The organism is Chryseobacterium sp. AC405b (assembly GCF_979258685.1).
This window is the reverse complement of sequence record NZ_OZ409877.1, coordinates 3,460,318-3,478,875: the sequence shown is the minus strand read 5'-3', so window position 1 is coordinate 3,478,875 and position 18,558 is coordinate 3,460,318. Positions and strand designations below refer to the sequence as shown.

Annotated in this window: 13 protein-coding genes, 2 tRNA genes and 1 pseudogene; 5 read left to right on the top strand and 11 right to left on the bottom strand. The window is 34.1% G+C overall.

The features are described from left to right. Positions 1–16: 16 nt before the first annotated feature. From ACZZZA_RS16490 to ACZZZA_RS16455, 8 genes and pseudogenes are all read right to left on the bottom strand, one after another. Entirely contained in the window at positions 17–1,291 is a 1,275-nt protein-coding gene (locus ACZZZA_RS16490) for an LTA synthase family protein (RefSeq protein ID WP_463433623.1), read from the bottom strand. Next, entirely contained in the window at positions 1,234–2,001 is a 768-nt protein-coding gene (locus ACZZZA_RS16485; protein WP_463433621.1) for a hypothetical protein, read from the bottom strand. The genes ACZZZA_RS16490 and ACZZZA_RS16485 overlap by 58 nt, the downstream gene beginning before the upstream one ends. Positions 2,002–2,064: 63 nt before the next feature. Beyond that, positions 2,065–3,351, bottom strand: coding sequence for a sensor histidine kinase (locus ACZZZA_RS16480; RefSeq protein WP_463433619.1), 1,287 nt, complete (start codon positions 3,349–3,351; stop codon positions 2,065–2,067). Positions 3,352–3,388: 37 nt separating this feature from the next. Beyond that, a complete protein-coding gene (locus ACZZZA_RS16475) occupies positions 3,389–4,078 on the bottom strand; it encodes a response regulator transcription factor (RefSeq protein ID WP_463433617.1) in 690 nt (229 codons plus the stop codon). A 91-nt stretch (positions 4,079–4,169) separates the two neighbouring features. Then, positions 4,170–4,242: transfer RNA gene (locus tag ACZZZA_RS16470), tRNA-Phe, on the bottom strand. A 94-nt stretch (positions 4,243–4,336) separates the two neighbouring features. Next, positions 4,337–4,409 (bottom strand) — tRNA-Phe (locus ACZZZA_RS16465). A gap of 109 nt (positions 4,410–4,518) precedes the next feature. Beyond that, positions 4,519–6,361, bottom strand: a pseudogene (locus ACZZZA_RS16460) (lysophospholipid acyltransferase family protein). Between the two features lie 22 nt (positions 6,362–6,383). After that, a complete protein-coding gene (locus ACZZZA_RS16455; protein ID WP_463433615.1) occupies positions 6,384–7,622 on the bottom strand; it encodes an aspartate kinase in 1,239 nt (412 codons plus the stop codon). A 237-nt stretch (positions 7,623–7,859) separates the two neighbouring features. Between ACZZZA_RS16455 and fbp the strand changes: the two genes are divergently transcribed. Continuing rightward, on the top strand, positions 7,860–8,876 hold the full coding sequence (gene fbp / locus ACZZZA_RS16450; protein ID WP_066674943.1) for a class 1 fructose-bisphosphatase: 1,017 nt from the start codon (positions 7,860–7,862) through the stop codon (positions 8,874–8,876). Then, complete coding sequence (locus tag ACZZZA_RS16445) at positions 8,877–9,884, top strand: o-succinylbenzoate synthase (protein ID WP_463433611.1); 1,008 nt, start codon at positions 8,877–8,879, stop codon at positions 9,882–9,884. A gap of 214 nt (positions 9,885–10,098) precedes the next feature. On the opposite strand, the gene ACZZZA_RS16440 is transcribed toward ACZZZA_RS16445, so the two are convergent. Continuing rightward, positions 10,099–11,157, bottom strand: coding sequence for an alpha/beta hydrolase (locus ACZZZA_RS16440; RefSeq protein WP_463433609.1), 1,059 nt, complete (start codon positions 11,155–11,157; stop codon positions 10,099–10,101). Between the two features lie 217 nt (positions 11,158–11,374). On the opposite strand from ACZZZA_RS16440, the gene ACZZZA_RS16435 reads away from it, so the two are divergent. The 3 genes from ACZZZA_RS16435 to ACZZZA_RS16425 all read left to right on the top strand — a co-directional run bounded on the left by ACZZZA_RS16435 (position 11,375) and on the right by ACZZZA_RS16425 (position 16,503). Next, positions 11,375–13,048, top strand: a complete 1,674-nt coding sequence (locus ACZZZA_RS16435) for a glutamine--tRNA ligase/YqeY domain fusion protein (RefSeq protein WP_463433607.1) — start codon at positions 11,375–11,377, stop codon at positions 13,046–13,048. A gap of 146 nt (positions 13,049–13,194) precedes the next feature. Further along, positions 13,195–14,358, top strand: a complete 1,164-nt coding sequence (locus ACZZZA_RS16430; protein WP_463433805.1) for an MFS transporter — start codon at positions 13,195–13,197, stop codon at positions 14,356–14,358. A gap of 114 nt (positions 14,359–14,472) precedes the next feature. Continuing rightward, positions 14,473–16,503, top strand: coding sequence for a TonB-dependent receptor (locus tag ACZZZA_RS16425; RefSeq protein WP_463433605.1), 2,031 nt, complete (start codon positions 14,473–14,475; stop codon positions 16,501–16,503). Here the strand turns inward: ACZZZA_RS16425 and ACZZZA_RS16420 are convergent. Continuing rightward, positions 16,500–17,501 (bottom strand): S41 family peptidase, encoded by a 1,002-nt coding sequence (locus ACZZZA_RS16420; protein WP_463433603.1) that lies wholly within the window; start codon positions 17,499–17,501, stop codon positions 16,500–16,502. The two genes, ACZZZA_RS16425 and ACZZZA_RS16420, sit on opposite strands and share 4 nt — an antisense overlap. 39 nt (positions 17,502–17,540) lie before the next feature. Beyond that, positions 17,541–18,509 (bottom strand): YpdA family putative bacillithiol disulfide reductase, encoded by a 969-nt coding sequence (locus ACZZZA_RS16415; RefSeq protein WP_463433601.1) that lies wholly within the window; start codon positions 18,507–18,509, stop codon positions 17,541–17,543. Between the last annotated feature and the right edge of the window lie 49 nt (positions 18,510–18,558).

The following is an 18,558-nucleotide window of genomic DNA, read 5'->3' as shown; positions in this document are numbered from 1 at the left end:
GTTTTGTAAGAATAATTTATTTTACTTTCATCTTTCCATTTTTGAATCTTTCGCTGGCTGATTGATAGTACGCAATGGTTTCAGAAATCAGATCGTTGTTTTTAAAATTGACTTCAGATAAAGACTGCTCGGTTCCGGAAACGGTAAACTGTTTTACTCGTGCCCGATCATCAATCTGAGTAAATAAATTGTTATGCAACAGTCCTAATGTACGATAATTACCAATGAAAGCTCGGTCATCTCTAATTTTGGTCTGGTTGATATCTTTTCCATATAGACTGCTCTTGTAATTCCATCCGAGATAACCGAATAGAGTGGGCATCAGATCAATTTGTGAGGTCAGACGATTTATTTTTTCAGGTTTTTGCTCAGGAAGATTATAAATAATTGCAGGAATATGGTGTTTTGCAATATTGATTTCCCATTTTCCGGCGCTGCTTGCACAGTGATCTGCAACAATAACAAAAACGGTATTTGCAAACCAGGGTTTTGTTTTTGCGCTTTCAATAAATTTTCCTAATGCATAATCGGTGTACTTTACGGCGGCATTTCTGTCGCCTTGTGGAAGATCAATTTTTCCTTCTGGGAAGGTGAAGGGTTTATGATTGGAAGTCGTCATCACAAACTGGAAAAATGGCTTCTTTTCATTGAAGCTTTTGTCTGCATATTTTACAGATTGTCTGTAAAGATCTTCATCACAGATTCCCCAGGCATTTTCAAAACTTACTTCATTGTCTTTGATCTCATATCTTTTGGTTTTAATCTCGTCAGATAAAGGGTTTCCTCTGTTTCTGTCTACGATGTCAAAACCTTGTCCTCCGAAAAAATTATTCATATTATCAAAATAACCATCGCCGCCGTAAATAAAATAAGGTTGATATTTTTTTGTTTTTGCGATTGTTGAAACCGAAAACAAATTCTGGTTATCGGGTCTTCTTACAATACTGTTTCCAGGAGTAGGAGGTACAGACAACGTTAAAGCTTCCATTCCGCGAACGGTTCTGGTTCCTGTTGCGTAAAGATTGGTAAAGAAAATACTTTCGTCAGATAATTGATCATAATTAGGCGTAAGATGATCTTTATTTCCGAACTCTTTTAAAAAATCTGCACTGAAACTTTCAATCGCAATAACGATAATATTGGGTCTTCGTTCTTGCTGTCCGACTGTTGATCGGGAAATATCGTCATAGCTTTTTGATGTAAAGGTTTGATTTTCCTGTAAAAGGTGATCTTTCAGAACGGTATATACTTCTTTTTCAGGAAGTTTGGGATAAAAAGTTGCATAATCCAATTCATTTGATTCATAAGCTGATATAAAAAAAAAGCTCCGTTTTTCCCCACTTCATTGATGATTAAATTATTGCTGAAGTCAGCCTGTTTGTTTGTCATTATTGATCCTAAAACGACTGCTACAACCAAAACAGGAATTCCGTAAAATAATCTTGAGCGGAATGGGCTTTTATCTGAAAAGGTTTTTTTGAAAATATCCAACTTTTTGAAACAAAAGAAGGTCAATACAACCAATCCTACCAAAACGGCTGCAATTAAAGGTATAGGATATGTCTGATTAATGTTTTCTACAACTTCGTAAGTATAAATAAGATAATCGACAGCAATAAAATTAAACCGTACTTCAAACTCGTCCCAAAAGGGGATCTCTGCCAAAAGACTGAAATAGATTACAATAAAAACGACTGTTAAATAGAAATAAGTAAAAAACGTGTCAAACAAAGAACCGACCCAACGTTTCGGAAAGATCAAAAGATACAATGTATACAACAGCAAAAGAAAGCTTACAACGGTAAGATCATAAAAAAATCCTGTAAAAAATGCTCTCAAAATAGAAAACGGACTACAGTCTACATCTTTTGCCGACCATAAGAGAAAAACCAATCGTATTAAAAATGATAGAGCGAGATACAGTCCCAAAACACTAAATAATGCTGAAAACCTGCTGTTAAAAATTTTTTGGTATAGTTTTGAGATCGTTATTGAATTCATTATTTACTCTTTAAAGAGCAAATCAACAATTCAATTTAGAAGAAATTTTGAATTTAAAAAAAATTAAAAATAAACAATAAAAATATGGCTGCGGTTTTCAAATTGATATTTAATGTTCCAATTTTGAAATTTACAGATCTGTTTAATAATAGCCAAGCCCAAACCGCTTCCTTTATGCCCTGCAGACAGTCTCGAAAATCTTTTAAACAGGAAATCAGTATTTAATTTCTCTGATCCGGAATTTGTAATTTCTAAGCTTAAATGGTTGAGTTTTACAGAAACAGAGCCATCAAAATCAGTGTGACGAATTGCATTAATCAGTAAATTGTTGATGAGAACTTCAGTTACTCCGCTATTTCCACTGACGTTGATTCTTGAATCAATATCTGATGTCAGCGAAATATTTTTTTGCTGAAAATGATCTTCTAATAGTCTTAAACTTTGCCTTATGAGTACGGTAATGTTTATCTTTTCACTGATGTCAAACTGATTGTTATCTATTTTGGCCAGCAAAAGAAGATTTTTATTGATTCTTGAACTTCTTATCAGTGCTTTATTCATTTCTTCCACAATTTGATACTGTTTTTCAGTCAGATCTTTGTCTTGAAGAAGGAGATCAATTTTATTTTTAAGAATAGCCAACGGAGTTTGTAATTCGTGGGAAGCATTTTCAGTAAACTCTTTTTGAGTTTGATAGGTCAGAATATTGTGATCAATGAGTTTACGTAAAGACTGATGGAGCTCTTCGAATTCTGTAGTATCAGTTTTCTCAAATTCAATGGTATTTTGGGAATTTAAATTAAAATTTTTAAGTTTTCCTAATGTAATTCTAAATGGCTTCCATAATGATTCAGACAATTTTTTGTTTAACACAAGAAGTCCCAAAACGAGCACAATAAAGAAAAAAGTGGTAATTACAGTAATAGCAGCAATCGTTTCCTCAGATTCTTCAATATTGGTTTCCACCGTAAAAATATAAGGTTTACTATTGATGTAAACGACTGTTTTGAGACTTCTGTACCTCTCAATTTCTGGTTCTGAAGAAAATAGTTTGGGCTTTTCGATTGTTGAATAAATATCTTTTTTTAATGGATCGACCTGGACTTCTTGTATATCGGTTTCCGGCTGAATTTTCTTCCAAAGTGTGATGCTTTTTGCAAGCTCTTCATCAGAAAGTTTAAGATGATTAAACTCGAATGCTGTTTTTTGAGCAATCGTTTTATTATGTTCATCAAGTTCATTCTTCCAGATCGTGTCTACAACGATAAAATAAACAGGAATGCTGATGATCAGAATGATCAGAACATAAATTAGAAATGGCTTTGTGGTTTTGTTTAATAATGGTTTCAAATCAATGAGGAATTAAATGATAATCTGTTTTATTAAATTATAGCGTTTCTATTGAGGAAACCCATTTGTATCCTGTTCCATACACTGTTTTTATGTAGTGTTCGCATCCTGCATCATACAGTTTTTTCTTTAAATTTTTCACATGTGCGTATACAAAATCGTGGTTATCCAGCATGTCTGCAAAATCGCCGGACAGATATTCTGCCAAAATACTTTTAGAAATCACTTTATTCTTATTTCCGATAAAATAAATCAGCAGATCAAATTCTTTTTTAGTGAGCGAAATAATTCCGTCATTTATTTTCACAGTTTTAGCTAAAAGATCAATCTCCAGTTCATTCTGTTTTACTGTATTTGAGTTTCCAAACTGTTTTCTGCGAATAATAGAATAGATTCTTGCCATTAATTCAGACAAATGGAAAGGCTTCGTAAGATAATCATCCGCACCCATTTGTAAGCCATTTATTTTATCGTCTAATGCATTTTTTGCCGATACAATAATGACGCCATCCTGTTTATTCTGACTTTTTAATTCTTCAAGAATTTTGAGTCCGTTTCCGTCGGGAAGCATAATATCGAGAACAATACAATCATATTGAAACGTCTCCACTTTGTACATTGCTTCGCGAAAAGTAACTGCAAACTCACACAGATATTTTTCCTCAGAAAGATATTCTGCAATACTTTCAGCCAATTCTGTTTCGTCTTCTATGATCAGGATTTTCATTTTGCTAATGTAAAACTTCAATTTGAAGTAATTTAGAATTGTCAGAAATATTTGAATCAAAACAAAAAAAACCGCCTGAGTAGGCGGTTTGTGGTTTCTCCAGGAATCGAACCAGGGACACATGGATTTTCAATCCATTGCTCTACCAACTGAGCTAAGAAACCAATATTATTGGTAATTTAATTCTTTTTGTAATACATTTTAAATACAAAATATATTCAGATTTGAATAAAAAACCGCCTTTTTCAAGGCGGTTTGTGGTTTCTCCAGGAATCGAACCAGGGACACATGGATTTTCAATCCATTGCTCTACCAACTGAGCTAAGAAACCATTGTATTATTGTTATGATTTACTTCGTAGTTTTAAAGTGATGCAAAAGTAGGAAGTTTTGATATATGAAGCAAGTATTAATCAAAATTTTTTAACATTAAATTAAAAGTTACTGATTTTCAGCCTGATTATTTTCCTGTTCTTTTCTTATTTGCTCGCTCATTTCTTCTAAAACAGGCTTGATCGTGCTTTCAGGAAGATCACTGATTCTGATGTACATCAGTCCGTCAATCGCATCGTTAAAATTGGGGTCAACATTAAAGGCAATTACTTTTGCATTTTGCTTGATGTATTTTTTAATCAAAACCGGCATTCTTAGTTCTGGTTCAAGATCATCAATGATTTTGTCTAATTTATTTAAATCAGATTCCATTTCATCCAAGAAAAGATGTTTGTCACGGTCTCTTAGTTTTACTTTAAAATCATTTCGCGGTGTAATATATTGAGCAACTGCAGAATCGTAGTAATTTGAACGCATAAACTCAATCATCAGAGATTTCGAAAATTCTGAGAATTTATTAGAAATACTTACGCCTCCCATCAGAAATTTATGGTCAGGATTTCTTAAACATACATGCACAATTCCACGCCACAAAAGAAATAAAGGAAGTGGTTTTTGCTGATATTCTTCACAGATATAAGCACGTCCCATTTCGATTACCTTTTTGAAAAACGGATGAATATCCTGCTCAAATTCAAAAAGAGAACTTGTGTAAAAGCCCTTAATTCCGAACTTTTTCATGACATCCTTACCTAAAGCCATTCTGTAAGCTCCGGCAAGTTTTTCGGCAGCATTATCCCACAAAAATAAATGGTGGTAGTGTTTGTCGTATTCATCAAGGTCAAATGGCAAATTACTTCCTTCACCAACCGCACGAAAGGTAAGTTCTCTTTGTCTCCCGATTTCTCTCATTACAGAAGGTATTTCCTCGTATGATGTGAAATAGATCTCGTAATTACCGTTGCTGAAAAGCATTTTGTCGGTGCCGCGAAGCTTAGAAATATCTTTTATTAAGTCTTTCTTTGGGAGTTTCGTCGATGATATTCTGAACGATGTTTTCTTCTCTTAAAAGCTGAAATTTTAACGATAAATTTTTAAGATTGATTACCTGTGCAATAGATTTTCTTTTTTCATAGTAAGATTTCATCATGTAAACCTTACGTTTCAGAAATTCTCCCAATTCCTCAATATTTTCCATCTCATCCATCGCCTTTACCGTAATGAGTTTCCCTATTCTGATACGGATTGGTTTTTCACGGTCATTCATCATTTCTGCAGGAAGCATAATCGTTTGTAAATTAGGATGAATCTTGGCTACCTGATAAAATAAAGTGCTGTTTTTTGCATGAAAATACATAGGAATAACCGGAACTTTTGCCATTTTTATAAGCTTCAAAGCAGGTTTCTCCCACTCTCTGTCCAGAATTTCTCCGTAAGGATTGTTTTTGTTTGAAACTTCTCCCGCCGGAAAAATTCCTACGCAGCCTCCATTTTCAAGATGTTTTAAAGTTTCACGCATTCCTGTAGCGCTGTTTCTTACTTCCTTTCTTCCTTCGAAAGGATTTACAGCAATCACATAAGGTTCCATCGGTTTGATTTTTTCTAACAGAAAATTTCCCATTACCTTGAAATCCGGACGCACTTCTGAGAGAATTTTACACATTAAAATTCCGTCGATTGCACCCAGCGGATGATTAGAAACCAATATAAAAGGACCGGTTTTCGGTATTTTTGCTAAGTCTTCTTCGAACGCCACATAGCTTAAATTCCTTTCTCTTACGAAAGAATCGAAAAAATCTTTACCTTCTTTATCTTTCAGCTTATCGTAAAGTCTGTTGACTTCATTTATTTTTGCAATGCTCATAACAGCAGATGCCACAGGATTTTTTAGAAATCCTATTTTATGTAAGCCGGAAGCGTTGATTAGATCGTTTTTCGAAATTAAACTCATGTGTTTTTAGTCGATATTATTTTTATTGTGTTACCATTTGTAGTGTGTTTTTTGCAATCTGCTCCAATAATACACTTTTTTCCTGGTAAAATTTTCCGATGTTCTCCATTTTTGCATTTCTTACTGTAAATAAAGATACATTTTTTACCACATCGGTTTTAAAAACTTTTTGAAGTTCTTCGTTTAGTTCGTCTATTTTTTGAAATTTATCTTCCAGACAAAGAGCAAGAGAGATCGCAGAATTCTGCATCAGAGAAACCTTGATTTTATATTTTGATAAATATCCGAAAACCAAACTCATGTGATCTTCTGCAATAAAGGAAAAATCTCTTGTGGAAATTTTCAGTAAAGTTTGATTTTCTTTTAAAATATAAGATTCTTCACTTTGATTTTGATCCGAAGCACCCACTTTTGTTCCTCCTTTTGTGGGGTCTACAAAAGATTTTACGTAAAAAGGAATATTTTTTTGCTGTAAAGGCTGCAATGTTTTAGGGTGAATCACACTCGCACCATAATAAGCCATCTCAATGGCTTCTTCATAAGAAATATTTGAAAGCAATGTTACATTTTCAAATTTTCTCGGATCACCTGTCATTACTCCCGGAACGTCTTTCCAGATAGTCATCGCTGTTGCATTCAGACAATATGCAAAAATTGCAGCAGAATAATCTGAGCCCTCTCTTCCCAATGTAACAGTAAAATTATTGTCATCAGAGCCAATAAACCCTTGGGTTACATAGCATACTGAAGGATTTAGATTGGTAATAAACTCTTCAGTTTTTTGCCAGTTGACCACACCATCTCTGTAAGAATCGTCCGTTTTAATATAATCTCTGGCATCCAGCCACTGATTGGTAAACTGAATGTCGTTAAGATATTCACTTACGATTTTAGTAGAAATCATTTCGCCACAGCTTACAACCTGATCATATACAAAATTATAATTAGGAGATTTATTTCTTCTTAAAAATGAAACAATGTCATCAAAAAAAAGATTAATCTCGTCAAAAACCACATGATGATTTTGAAAAAGCCCTTTAGCTATTTCGATATGTTTCTGTTTTATCTTTTCAATTTCCGTTTGATAGTCATCTTTTCTGAAATAAAGTTCTACTACTTTTTCCAGCTCATTGGTCGTTTTACCCATAGCTGAGATGACAAGCAGACACTCATCAAATCCTTGGCTTTTCAAAACCATAGACACATTTTTTACACTTTCGGCATCTTTCACCGAAGCTCCACCAAACTTGAAAATTTTCATTAAATATTAAAAATAAAATTGTTAGATAAATAAAATTTTAAGAAACGTCAAAATTATAAATTTACGATGAGATATGAAATAGCACAATTCGGTGATTAATAATTACTGCATAATTCTTTTAAATGTTGTGATTTTGAGTTTAATATATTGATAATCAAACAATAAACATTTGTAAAAGAAAATTCTTTATGTTATCATAAATTTTACGAAATTTGGCGGTAAAGTAAAAATTGTAAAATGTCAGATCAACCATTACAGACCTTAGGAGAATTTTTAATTGATAAACAGGAAGATTTTCAGTATTCCACTGGGGAATTTTCACGTCTTCTAAGTGCGATAAGATTGGCATCCAAAGTCGTAAACAGAGAGGTTAACAAAGCCGGTATTGTAGATATCACAGGTGCTGCAGGTAATCAGAATATTCAGGGTGAAGAGCAGCAAAAGCTTGATGTGATTGCTAATGATATTTTTATTACTGCACTTTCTCAGAGAGAAGTTGTCTGCGGTATTGCTTCAGAAGAAAATGACGATTTTATTGACATCAAATGTGGTGAAAACGGTCATTTAAGTAAATATGTAGTATTGATCGATCCTTTAGACGGATCCTCAAACATTGATGTAAATGTTTCTGTAGGAACTATTTTCTCAATCTATAGGAGAGTTACAGAGCCGGGAACACCAGTGCAATTAGAAGATTTCCTGCAAAAAGGAATCAACCAGATCGCTGCAGGATATGTGATCTACGGTTCGTCAACGATGATCGTCTACACAACAGGAAACGGTGTAAACGGATTTACCTTAGATCCTTCTCTAGGAACTTATTATCTGTCTCATCCTAACATGACTTTCCCAAGAACAGGTAAAATTTATTCAATTAATGAAGGAAATTATATCAAATTTCCTCAGGGCGTTAAAAATTACCTGAAATATTGCCAGATGGAAGAAGGCGACCGTCCTTATACTTCAAGATATATTGGTTCGTTGGTTGCTGATTTTCATAGAAATATGCTGAAAGGCGGAATTTACATTTATCCATCTTACGGTCAGTCACCCAACGGTAAATTGAGATTATTATATGAATGTAATCCGATGGCATTTTTGGCAGAACAAGCTGGTGGAAAGGCGACAGACGGTTTCAGAAGAATCATGGAAGTTGAGCCTACCGAGCTTCACCAAAGAATACCTTTCTTCGCAGGAAGTGTGGATATGGTAGAAAAGGCCGAAGAATTTATGCGAATTGACAGCGTAAAATAAATGACAGCAGAATATTTTAGATATTTATTAAAATTCAAACGCCCGAGTGGAACATCTCGCGGCGTTTTGCATGAAAAGGAAACATTTATTCTTGAAATTTCCGATGACGGAAAAAAAGGAATAGGAGAGTGTGCACTATTCAGAGGGTTGAGTTATGATGACCGGGCTGATTATGAAGAAAAATTACAATGGCTTTGTGAAAATATCAATTGTGATTTTGAATTTTTAAAACAAGAATTAAAAGAATTTCCTTCCATTTGGTTTGGATATGAGCAAGCTGTTTTAAATCTGAAACATGGCGGAAAATTATATTTCCCGGGTGAGTTTACAGAAGGTAAAACCTCAATCCTGATTAATGGGTTGATTTGGATGGGTGATATTAATTTTATGGAGGAGCAGATTCAGGATAAGCTTGAACAGGGTTTTCACTGTATTAAATTAAAAATCGGGGTCGATTGGAAAACTGAACATGAGATTCTCCAAAAATTAAGACTAAAATTTTCCAAAGAAAAATTAGAACTGCGTGTTGATGCCAACGGCGGATTTTCAACGGCAGAAGCTAAAATTGTTTTAAGGCAATTGGCTGACTTAAATATCCACTCCATTGAGCAGCCTATAAAAGCCGGCAACTGGAACAATATGGCAGAATTGTGTGCTGAAACCCCAACTGCCATCGCTTTAGATGAAGAGTTAATCGGCATCGTTGAATTAAATGAAAAGAAAAAACTTTTAGAAACGATAAACCCTCAGTATATTATCTTGAAACCTTCTTTAGTAGGCGGTTTTTCAGGTTCTGATGAGTGGATATCTCTAGCTGGGCAAAAAAATATAAAGTGGTGGGTAACTTCTGCGTTAGAAAGTAATATAGGGTTGAATGCGATTTCTCAGTATACATTTGAAAAAAACAATCTTATGCCTCAGGGTTTGGGAACAGGAGGTCTTTTCACCAATAATTTTGAAAGTGATTTAGAATTAAAAGGTGACCGGTTGTTTTTTAAGATAAAGTAATTTTTGATCAATAATAAATAGTTTTTGTGTATACTTGTGACTAAATCACATCTTTGATAAACATTGCTCTCTTGATATATTCTAAGATATCAGAAAACGTTCTTTTAACTTTTTTCATTGTAATAATTTTTTATGGATTGAATTAAGTCTTTGAAGTCTGTACAAATTTTGTACCATTTTATATTGAAGTTTAATTTTTATTTTTAAAATGCTGTTAATCAATTGTAAAAGTATAGTCGTTATTTTTAATTCTGTTGGTAATGAGATTTCTGTCAACACCATTTAATGTCTGAAAAATATCATTCTGCGCATGCGAACTTGAGAGATAATCCCAATGATTTCCAAACTCAAATTTGAAGGAATTTTTGAGATCATTTTCAATAAAAGTACAGTCAACGATAGAAACAATGTCTTTAAAATTCTCAATACTGGAAGGTCCGTTTTTTCCTAACCTTGGCGTAAGAATATTTTTGGTGAATTGGGAAATCCCTAATATTGCATCTTTTCTGTTTAAATAAATCGAAACTCTGTTTGCCAGCAAAGGAAGTTTATTAAAAGAATCTTCAGTATCATCAAAAACCTTATAAGAAACGTCTGCATTTAACAGTAAAACCTGGTCAATTACTCTCAGAATATTTTCTTTTTTCAGGCTGTATAACATACTCTGAAGCACACGGTTTCCCAGCGAGTGAGCCATCAGATGAATATGCTGATGACAAGGTGCTAAATCTTTGTGTGAAAAAATATCTTTTAAAAACTGCGTGTAAAAATAAAACAACCTCACCAATGAAGTTCCCGAATTGATGCTTGCGGCTTTATCGTCAAAGTATGTCATGGGCATAAGACTGCTGGAAGCCGGCCAGCTTACAAACAAAATATGTTCAACAGGAGATTTGTTGTTATCAATAAATAATTTTTTTAAATCAAGAATAGCTTTCAGTTCATCATCAAAAGTGTATGCATAACCATGTATAAAAATCAAAACATCGCTTCTATGTTTTTTAGAAGACATATTTTTGTAAAGCTCATAAAACATTCTTTGAGTTCCGCCAAGATTATTTGCGGTTAAACTTGAATTTTTCAAACCTTTCTCATTCAGCAAAACCTCCAAAACTTCTTCATAGCCTTGTTTTTCAGGTTCAGAAAACAATTGATAATCTAAAATTTTTCTATTAGAGTAGTCTTTTTTTTTTTTTTGATTGGGCAGTAAGTTCTGTGAAATTGTCAAAATTGCATTTTGCAATCCTGAAATTTGGGATTGAGTATTCGTCATTGGAAAAAGAATCTATGTTTTCTCCCTTATGACGTACAATTTTGCGGTTGCTTAGAATAAAGACAGCCATGATTAGTAGTTTGATCGAATAAAGTTCGGTATAAATTTTCTAATTTGTATGAATTCTGTATTAAAAATATCACTTTTTTTAAACCTTAAATTTTCATAAATTTGCCAATTGCTGTATACATCATGCAGCAGCGTAAGTTTTAGTCTAATGGAAGAAGAAAAAAAATCACTCAATTTTATTGAGCAAATTATAGAAGATGATTTGGCAAACGGTATGAGAAAAGATCAGATCCGTTTTCGTTTTCCGCCGGAACCCAATGGTTATCTGCATGTAGGTCATACAAAAGCGATCTGCATCAACTTTGGTTTGGGCGAAAAATACAATGCTCCCGTAAACCTTCGTTTTGACGATACAAATCCTGAGAAAGAAGAGCAGGAGTTTGTAGATTCTATCATGAAAGATGTTGAATGGTTGGGTTTCAAATGGGATAAAGTGTTGTATGCATCTGATTACTTCCAGCAACTTTACGATTGGGCAGTTCAGTTGATTAAAGAAGGGAAAGCTTATGTAGACGAGCAGCCATCACAAACGATTACCGAGCAAAGAAAAAATCCGGCAGAACCTGGAGTGGAATCTCCTTTCAGAAACCGTCCTGCTGAAGAATCTTTAGAGTTATTCGAAAAGATGAAAAACGGTGAGTTTGAAAGTGGTTCAATGTCTCTTCGTGCAAAAATCGATATGGTTTCGCCGAATATGAATATGCGTGATCCCGTAATGTACAGGATTTTAAACAAGCCACACCACAGAACCGGTACAGATTGGAAAATTTATCCGATGTACGATTGGGCGCATGGTGAATCTGATTATATCGAACAAATTTCGCATTCATTATGTTCTTTAGAGTTTGAAAACCACAGACCGCTTTACAATTGGTATTTAGACCAGGTGTACGAAGAGGGTAAGGTTAAAAACAAGCAAAGAGAATTCGCAAGGATGAATGTCTCTTATATGATTACTTCCAAAAGAAAACTACAGAGGCTGGTCGCTGAAAATGTAGTCAACGGTTGGGATGATCCTAGAATGCCTACGATTTCCGGAATGAGAAGAAAAGGGTATACACCAACTTCTATCAAGAACTTTATTGAGAAAGTAGGTGTTGCTAAAAGGGAAAATTTAATCTCTATTCAGTTATTGGATTTCTGCGTGCGTGAAGATTTAAATAAAGTTGCAAAACGTGTCATGGCAGTCGTTGATCCTGTAAAATTGGTCATTGAAAATTATCCTGAAGGACAAGAAGAATGGTTAGAGACTGAGAACAATCCTGAGCAGGAAAATGCCGGAACAAGAGAAGTTCCGTTCTCAAGAGAATTATATATCGAACGTGAAGATTTTCAGGAAGAAGCCAATAAAAAATTCTTCAGATTAAAATTGGGCGGTGAAGTCCGTTTAAAATCTGCTTACATCATCAAAGCTGAAAGAGTGGAGAAGGATGAAAACGGAGAAATCACAACCATCTATGCTTCATATGACGAAAAATCTAAGTCAGGAAGCGGTACAGAAGAAAGTTTGAGAAAAGTAAAAGGAACACTTCATTGGGTTTCTGCATCACATGCTATTCCTGTTGATGTCAGAATTTATGATAATTTATTTACTGTGGAACAGCCTGATGCTGAGAAAGATGTGGATTTTTTAAATTTTATCAATCCAAATTCTGTTTCTACCGTTCAGGGATTTGCTGAGCCAAGTTTGAAGGATGTTGCAGTGGGCGAACCGCTTCAATTCCAAAGAATTGGATATTTTACAAAAGATCAGGATTCTACGGATACAAATTTTGTATTCAATAGAACGGTGACTTTAAAAGACTCTTATAAGCCGGAGTAAAATTTATTTATATCAATATAAATGAAACAGGGCTTAATTTTTTAAGCCCTGTTTTTTTTGTTTAAAATTTATTAATTAAAAGAAAAATCGTGAAACTCATACGAATATATACAAGTTCCTACAAAGGACTGTCTAAAGAAAGCTGGATGTTGGCATTGGTAATGCTCATCAACCGTTCCGGCTCAATGGTACTTCCGTTTTTGGGAGTTTACATGACTGCACATCTTAAATTCAGTATAGAAAATACAGGGATTGTCTTAAGCTTTTTCGGAATCGGTTCTGTCATCGGTTCCTGGTTGGGCGGATTCATAACGGATAGAATCGGAGAATACAAAGTTCAGTATCTCAGTTTATTATTGAGCGTACCATTGTTTTGTTTAATTCCACTTTTTAAAACGGAAGCCGGAGTTGCATTCATTATTTTACTGCAGAGCATCGTAAGCGATTCATTTCGCCCGGCAAATTCTGTGGCAATTACTAAATATGCAAAGCCCGAAAATATTACAAGAGCATTTTCACTCAACCGAATGGCGGTGAATTTAGGATTTTCAATCGGTCCGGCTTTAGGTGGAATTTTATCTGCAATTTCTTATAAATTTTTGTTTTACAGCAATGCTTTAGGTGCTTTGTTGGCGGGTTTGTTATACATCTGGTTTTTTTCAACAAGAAATAAATTAGCAAAAATAAAAGCTAAAAAAGTAAAAGAGATAATCGAAATTAAAAAAGAAAACTCGCCTTACCAGGATGGTAAATTCTTGATTTACTGCATATTCTGTATGTTGTTTTCAATCTGCTTTTTTCAGTTATTCAGTACATTAACGATATTTTATAAAGATACGGCACATTTAAGCCAACAAAATATCGGATATATTTTAGGATACAGCGGTTTTTTGGTTGTCCTGCTAGAAATGGGATTGGTGCAAATAGCAGAAAAGTATTTTTCCTTGGCTCGCACGATGTTTTTAGGAACATTTATTTGTGGAATTTCTTACGCCATGCTCGGTTTCGATCATAGCATCATGACTCTAGTCATTTCAATGAGTCTCTTGTCTGCCGGTGAAATCTGGGCATTACCTTTCATGTCAACCATTACTGCATTGCGTTCTGGAAAAAATAATAAAGGAGCATACATGGGTTTGAATGGAATTTCCTTTTCAATAGCATTTATCATCACGCCTTATTTAGGAACTTTAATCGCTGAGAAATTCGGGTTTAATACTTTGTGGATTGGAACCGGAATTCTGGCAACCATGATTGCGACTGGTTTTTATTTTATTGTTCCCTGGTTATTGAAAGATAAAAATGTTTAGTCATAAAGCTGCAGATCTTCTGTAGCTTTTTATGTTTTAAATTAAAACTTAGAAATTAATATGAATATACAAGAACTGTATAATATTTGCTAATGCAAGTGTACAAAATGTTTTATGACCAAATTTTATTTTTTAGCGCTTACTTTTTGCGGCTCATTAGTGTTTTCTCAGAAAAAAGATTCGGCTACTTTAATTTCCGAGATACAAATTGATGCCTACAAAAAACTGACCTCTTTTATTACTTCAACAAAATCAGTTTCTGTGGTTTCTGAAAATTTACTGAATCAGAATCCACCGGAAAGACTGCTGGAAGCTATCAATCAGATTGCAGGTGCAAGAATGGAAGAGCGTTCACCGGGAAGTTATAGAATTGCTGTTCGTGGAAGCTCATTACGATCACCATTCGGAGTGCGAAATGTAAAAGTATATATTGATGATTTTATTCTTTCCGATGCTTCGGGAAATACATATTTTAACCTGATTTCTCCCGAACTCATCAACAGAATGGAAATTTTCAAAGGTCCGGAAAGTGGTGATTTTGGAGCTGCAACAGGTGGAACAGTTTTACTGCAGACGGAAAATTCAGAAAAAATTTCTGGTAATCTTTCTGTCGGAAGTTATGGAACTTTTAATGAAAGTTTAAATTTCTCAAAGCAATCCGGAAAGCATTTTTTTCAGCTTTTCCAGAATTATTACCGAACCGATTCTTACCGTGAACAATCTGCGGTTGAAAGAAAACAGATTTTCATAAAAGATAATTTTCAATATTCAAAAAATGCTGAACTGAAAGCCATGCTTCTACTTTCTGAAATAGACTATCAGACTCCGGGAGGGTTAACTTTAGAGCAAATGCAGCTCAATAGACAGCAGGCCCGGCCAAAAACAGCAACTCTTCCCGGCGCAAAAGAACAGGATGCAGGAATTCGTAACAAAATGGTTTTAGCAGGAATTTCTCATGAGTTTACAATCATTCCAAATCTTTCGCATTTTGTTTTAGTTCAGGGTTCTTACGTTGATTTCGAAAATCCTTTTATTACCAATTTTGAGAACCGTTTTGAAAGCAATTTTGCATTAAGAACTCATCTGAATTATCAACAAGACTGGGAAAATATTTCCGCAGAATGGAGGTTCGGTTTTGAAGGCGGAACCAATCATATTTTCATTAAAAATTTTGATAACAATAAAGGAGTTGAAGGAAAGCCTCAGAATTTTGATGAGCTTAAAAATAATTCAGGATTTTATTTTGTTTCTCAAAAACTGAATTTCAACGAAAAACTGTTTTCAGATATTTCCTTAAGTTTAAATTCTAATTCTTACGAGTGGGAAAGACTTTTTCCGACTTCTCAAAACGGGAAAACAAAATTTAAAGATCAGTTGCTTCCAAACTTTGGAGTCACTTATCTTATAGGAAAAGGTTTTTCAGTCAGAGGGAAAATTGGTAAAGGAAATTCTGCTCCTACCAATGAAGAAATTCGTTCATCAAACCAGGAATTTAATTTAAATCTTGTTCCCGAATATGGCTGGAATAAAGAGATCGGAGTAAGAAAACAGTTTGGAAATGTACTATTTGTCGAAGCCAGTTATTTCGATTTCCGAATGAAAGATGCCATTGTCAGAAGACAAAATGAACGCGGACAGGAATTTTTTGTGAATTCCGGTGCAACTGTTCAAAAAGGTATAGAAGTTCTTTTAGAGTCTAAAAATTTCAATCTAAAAAATAATTTTTTAAGCAATTTTAAGTTCAGATTTTCAGGAAGTTTTTATGAATTTAAATTTGAAAATTATCAGCAGGGAGCAACTGATTTTTCAGGAAATGATGTAACAGGAGTTCCAAAAACAACGATTAACAGTTTGCTCAATTTTACTTTCTTCAATAAACTCTCCGTTGATTATTCTCATTTTTACACTTCAAAAATGCCTTTGAATGATGCAAATACAGTTTGGTCAGATTCTAATTTGATTGGGAATATTCAGTTCAGATATCCTTTTGATATTGATAAAACAAGATTGAATGTATTTTTGCAAATTCAGAATGTATACAATACCGATTACGTTTTAGGCTTTGACATCAACGCTTTCGGAAACCGTTATTACAATCCTGCTGCAAAAAGGAATTTTGTTTTGGGCGCAAAGTTTGATTTTTAATCTTTCTTTTTACCATTAATAAATTCGAATGTTTTTTTCAAATAAACTTCATTGGTTTTAGTTTCGTCAGTTGATTTTTCGATTTTGATATCAGGAAAAATTCCTTCACCAATTATAGCATATTCCTTCCCCGTTCTGTCAACAATGTTCCCGATGGTAAGCACAAGAAAAGAACCGTCCGATAATTTGTATTCCTGATTTCCTGATGTTAAACCCTGAGTGTTTGTGCCGATAATTTTTATATTTTTTTGACCTACAAATGCTGCAGTGACAAATTCTGCAGAACTTCCGGTAACCTTATTAACCAAGATAGCAATAGGTTTTTTTACGACTTTTGGCTCTTTTTGTGTCAGTTGAAATAGTTGGGTTGCAGTTGAACCTTCATAAAATTTACCGTTTTTATAGTTGTAGTATTCGATTGCTCCCTCAGCATCTTTTGTGCCCACCACATTTTTACTATCCAGAAAAGGAGAAATTGCAGCATACATCGGATAAAGCATTCCCCCGAAATTTCCTCGCAAATCAATAATCCATCCTCTCGGGTTATGCTTTTGTAAGTCATTTACTTTTTCGTAAAAAGTGTTGATATATAAATTCCAATCGCCTTTATTGAACGAGCCAATATCTGGCAAACTGATGTAAGCGTATTGGTTTTCCAGCAATTCGCTTTTGATAACCGGAAATTCTTGCCCGGTTGCTTTATACCCCAAAGTGTACGCTCTTACCATTTCTTCTGGATAAAAATTGGAGTGAGAATCATTTAAAGAGCCTAAAGCATTTTTGATGCTTGGATAGGTTTCTTTAATAGTTTTAGCTTTGGAAGCATCTGTTAATGTTTTATTAAATATATCGTCCCATTTGAGTTTAGACTTATTGACAGATTTGTTTTTCATAATATTCAATGCCTCAGTAACATAATTTTGAATGCTGTCTGACTGAGCAAAAGTATGAACAGAATATAAGGTAGCTATGAATGTGAAGAGGATGAGTTTTTTCATGTGAATAATGGAATGGTCAAATGTAAGATATTTATCAGTCTATTTCTGCTTTAAAAAAATATTTCCAATAATCATCTCCGCATGAATTCTGGAGTTTTCAATGAACCAAAGATGCGTGTCTTTTCCTCCGCAAACTACGCCTGCCAGATACAAATTCGGAATGTTAGTTTCCATAGTTTCCGCATTGTAAACGGGATTTAAACATTCTCCCTGAAGATCAATTCCTGAATTTTTAAGAAAATCAAAATCTGGAAGATATCCGGTCATTGCCAAAACAAAATCATTTTCAATTTCCTGAATTTCACCATTTTCATCTTTAAAAATAACGGAGTTTTCTTTAATTTCTATCAATTCAGATTTAAAATGAGCTTTTATGCTTCCTTCAGCAATTCTGTTTTCGATATCTGGTTTTACCCAATATTTTACATTCTCTGAAATCTCAGAATGACGGATAAGCATCGTAACATCTGCACCTTTTCGGTATGTTTCCAGAGCGGCATCAACAGAAGAATTACTAGAACCTACAACTATAATTTTCTGTCTTGCATAAGGATAAGGTTCTGTGTAATAATGTTTTACCTTTTCCAAATTTTCTCCGGGAATATTCATCAGATTCGGGATGTCATAGAAACCTGTAGAGATAATGACGTTTTTCGACTGATATTTTGCTTTTGAAGTTTCAATTTCAAAAAGATCTTTATTTTTAACAACTTGTAAAACCTTTTCGTATAAGTTGATATTCAGGTTTTTCTGTCTTGCAACTCCTTGGTAATATTCCAAAGCTTCCTGTCTCCCGGGTTTTGGAGCGGTAGAAATAAACGGAATTTCATTTATTTCAAGTTTTTCCGCAGTCGAGAAAAACTTCATGTACAAAGGATAATGGTATAGCGAATTGACAATCGTTCCCTTTTCGATGATTACATACTTGAGGTTGTTTTTCTTTGCTTCGAGAGCGCAGTTTAAACCAATTGGTCCGGCTCCGATGATAAGAATATCCAGAATTTCCATACAACAAATTTAGTCAATTTTATGGCATCAGTTTTGGTCATTTTTAATC

Excerpts from the sequence above, each read along its gene's own strand:
- ACZZZA_RS16485 (WP_463433621.1), bottom strand. The coding sequence starts at position 2,001 with ATGAATTCAATAACGATCTCAAAACTATACCAAAAAATTTTTAACAGC.
- ACZZZA_RS16475 (WP_463433617.1), bottom strand. The coding sequence starts at position 4,078 with ATGAAAATCCTGATCATAGAAGACGAAACAGAATTGGCTGAAAGTATT.
- ACZZZA_RS16455 (WP_463433615.1), bottom strand. The coding sequence starts at position 7,622 with ATGAAAATTTTCAAGTTTGGTGGAGCTTCGGTGAAAGATGCCGAAAGT.
- fbp (WP_066674943.1), top strand. The coding sequence starts at position 7,860 with ATGTCAGATCAACCATTACAGACCTTAGGAGAATTTTTAATTGATAAA.
- ACZZZA_RS16445 (WP_463433611.1), top strand. The coding sequence starts at position 8,877 with ATGACAGCAGAATATTTTAGATATTTATTAAAATTCAAACGCCCGAGT.
- ACZZZA_RS16440 (WP_463433609.1), bottom strand. The coding sequence starts at position 11,157 with ATGACGAATACTCAATCCCAAATTTCAGGATTGCAAAATGCAATTTTG.
- ACZZZA_RS16435 (WP_463433607.1), top strand. The coding sequence starts at position 11,375 with ATGGAAGAAGAAAAAAAATCACTCAATTTTATTGAGCAAATTATAGAA.
- ACZZZA_RS16430 (WP_463433805.1), top strand. The coding sequence starts at position 13,195 with ATGTTGGCATTGGTAATGCTCATCAACCGTTCCGGCTCAATGGTACTT.
- ACZZZA_RS16425 (WP_463433605.1), top strand. The coding sequence starts at position 14,473 with ATGACCAAATTTTATTTTTTAGCGCTTACTTTTTGCGGCTCATTAGTG.
- ACZZZA_RS16420 (WP_463433603.1), bottom strand. The coding sequence starts at position 17,501 with ATGAAAAAACTCATCCTCTTCACATTCATAGCTACCTTATATTCTGTT.
- ACZZZA_RS16415 (WP_463433601.1), bottom strand. The coding sequence starts at position 18,509 with ATGGAAATTCTGGATATTCTTATCATCGGAGCCGGACCAATTGGTTTA.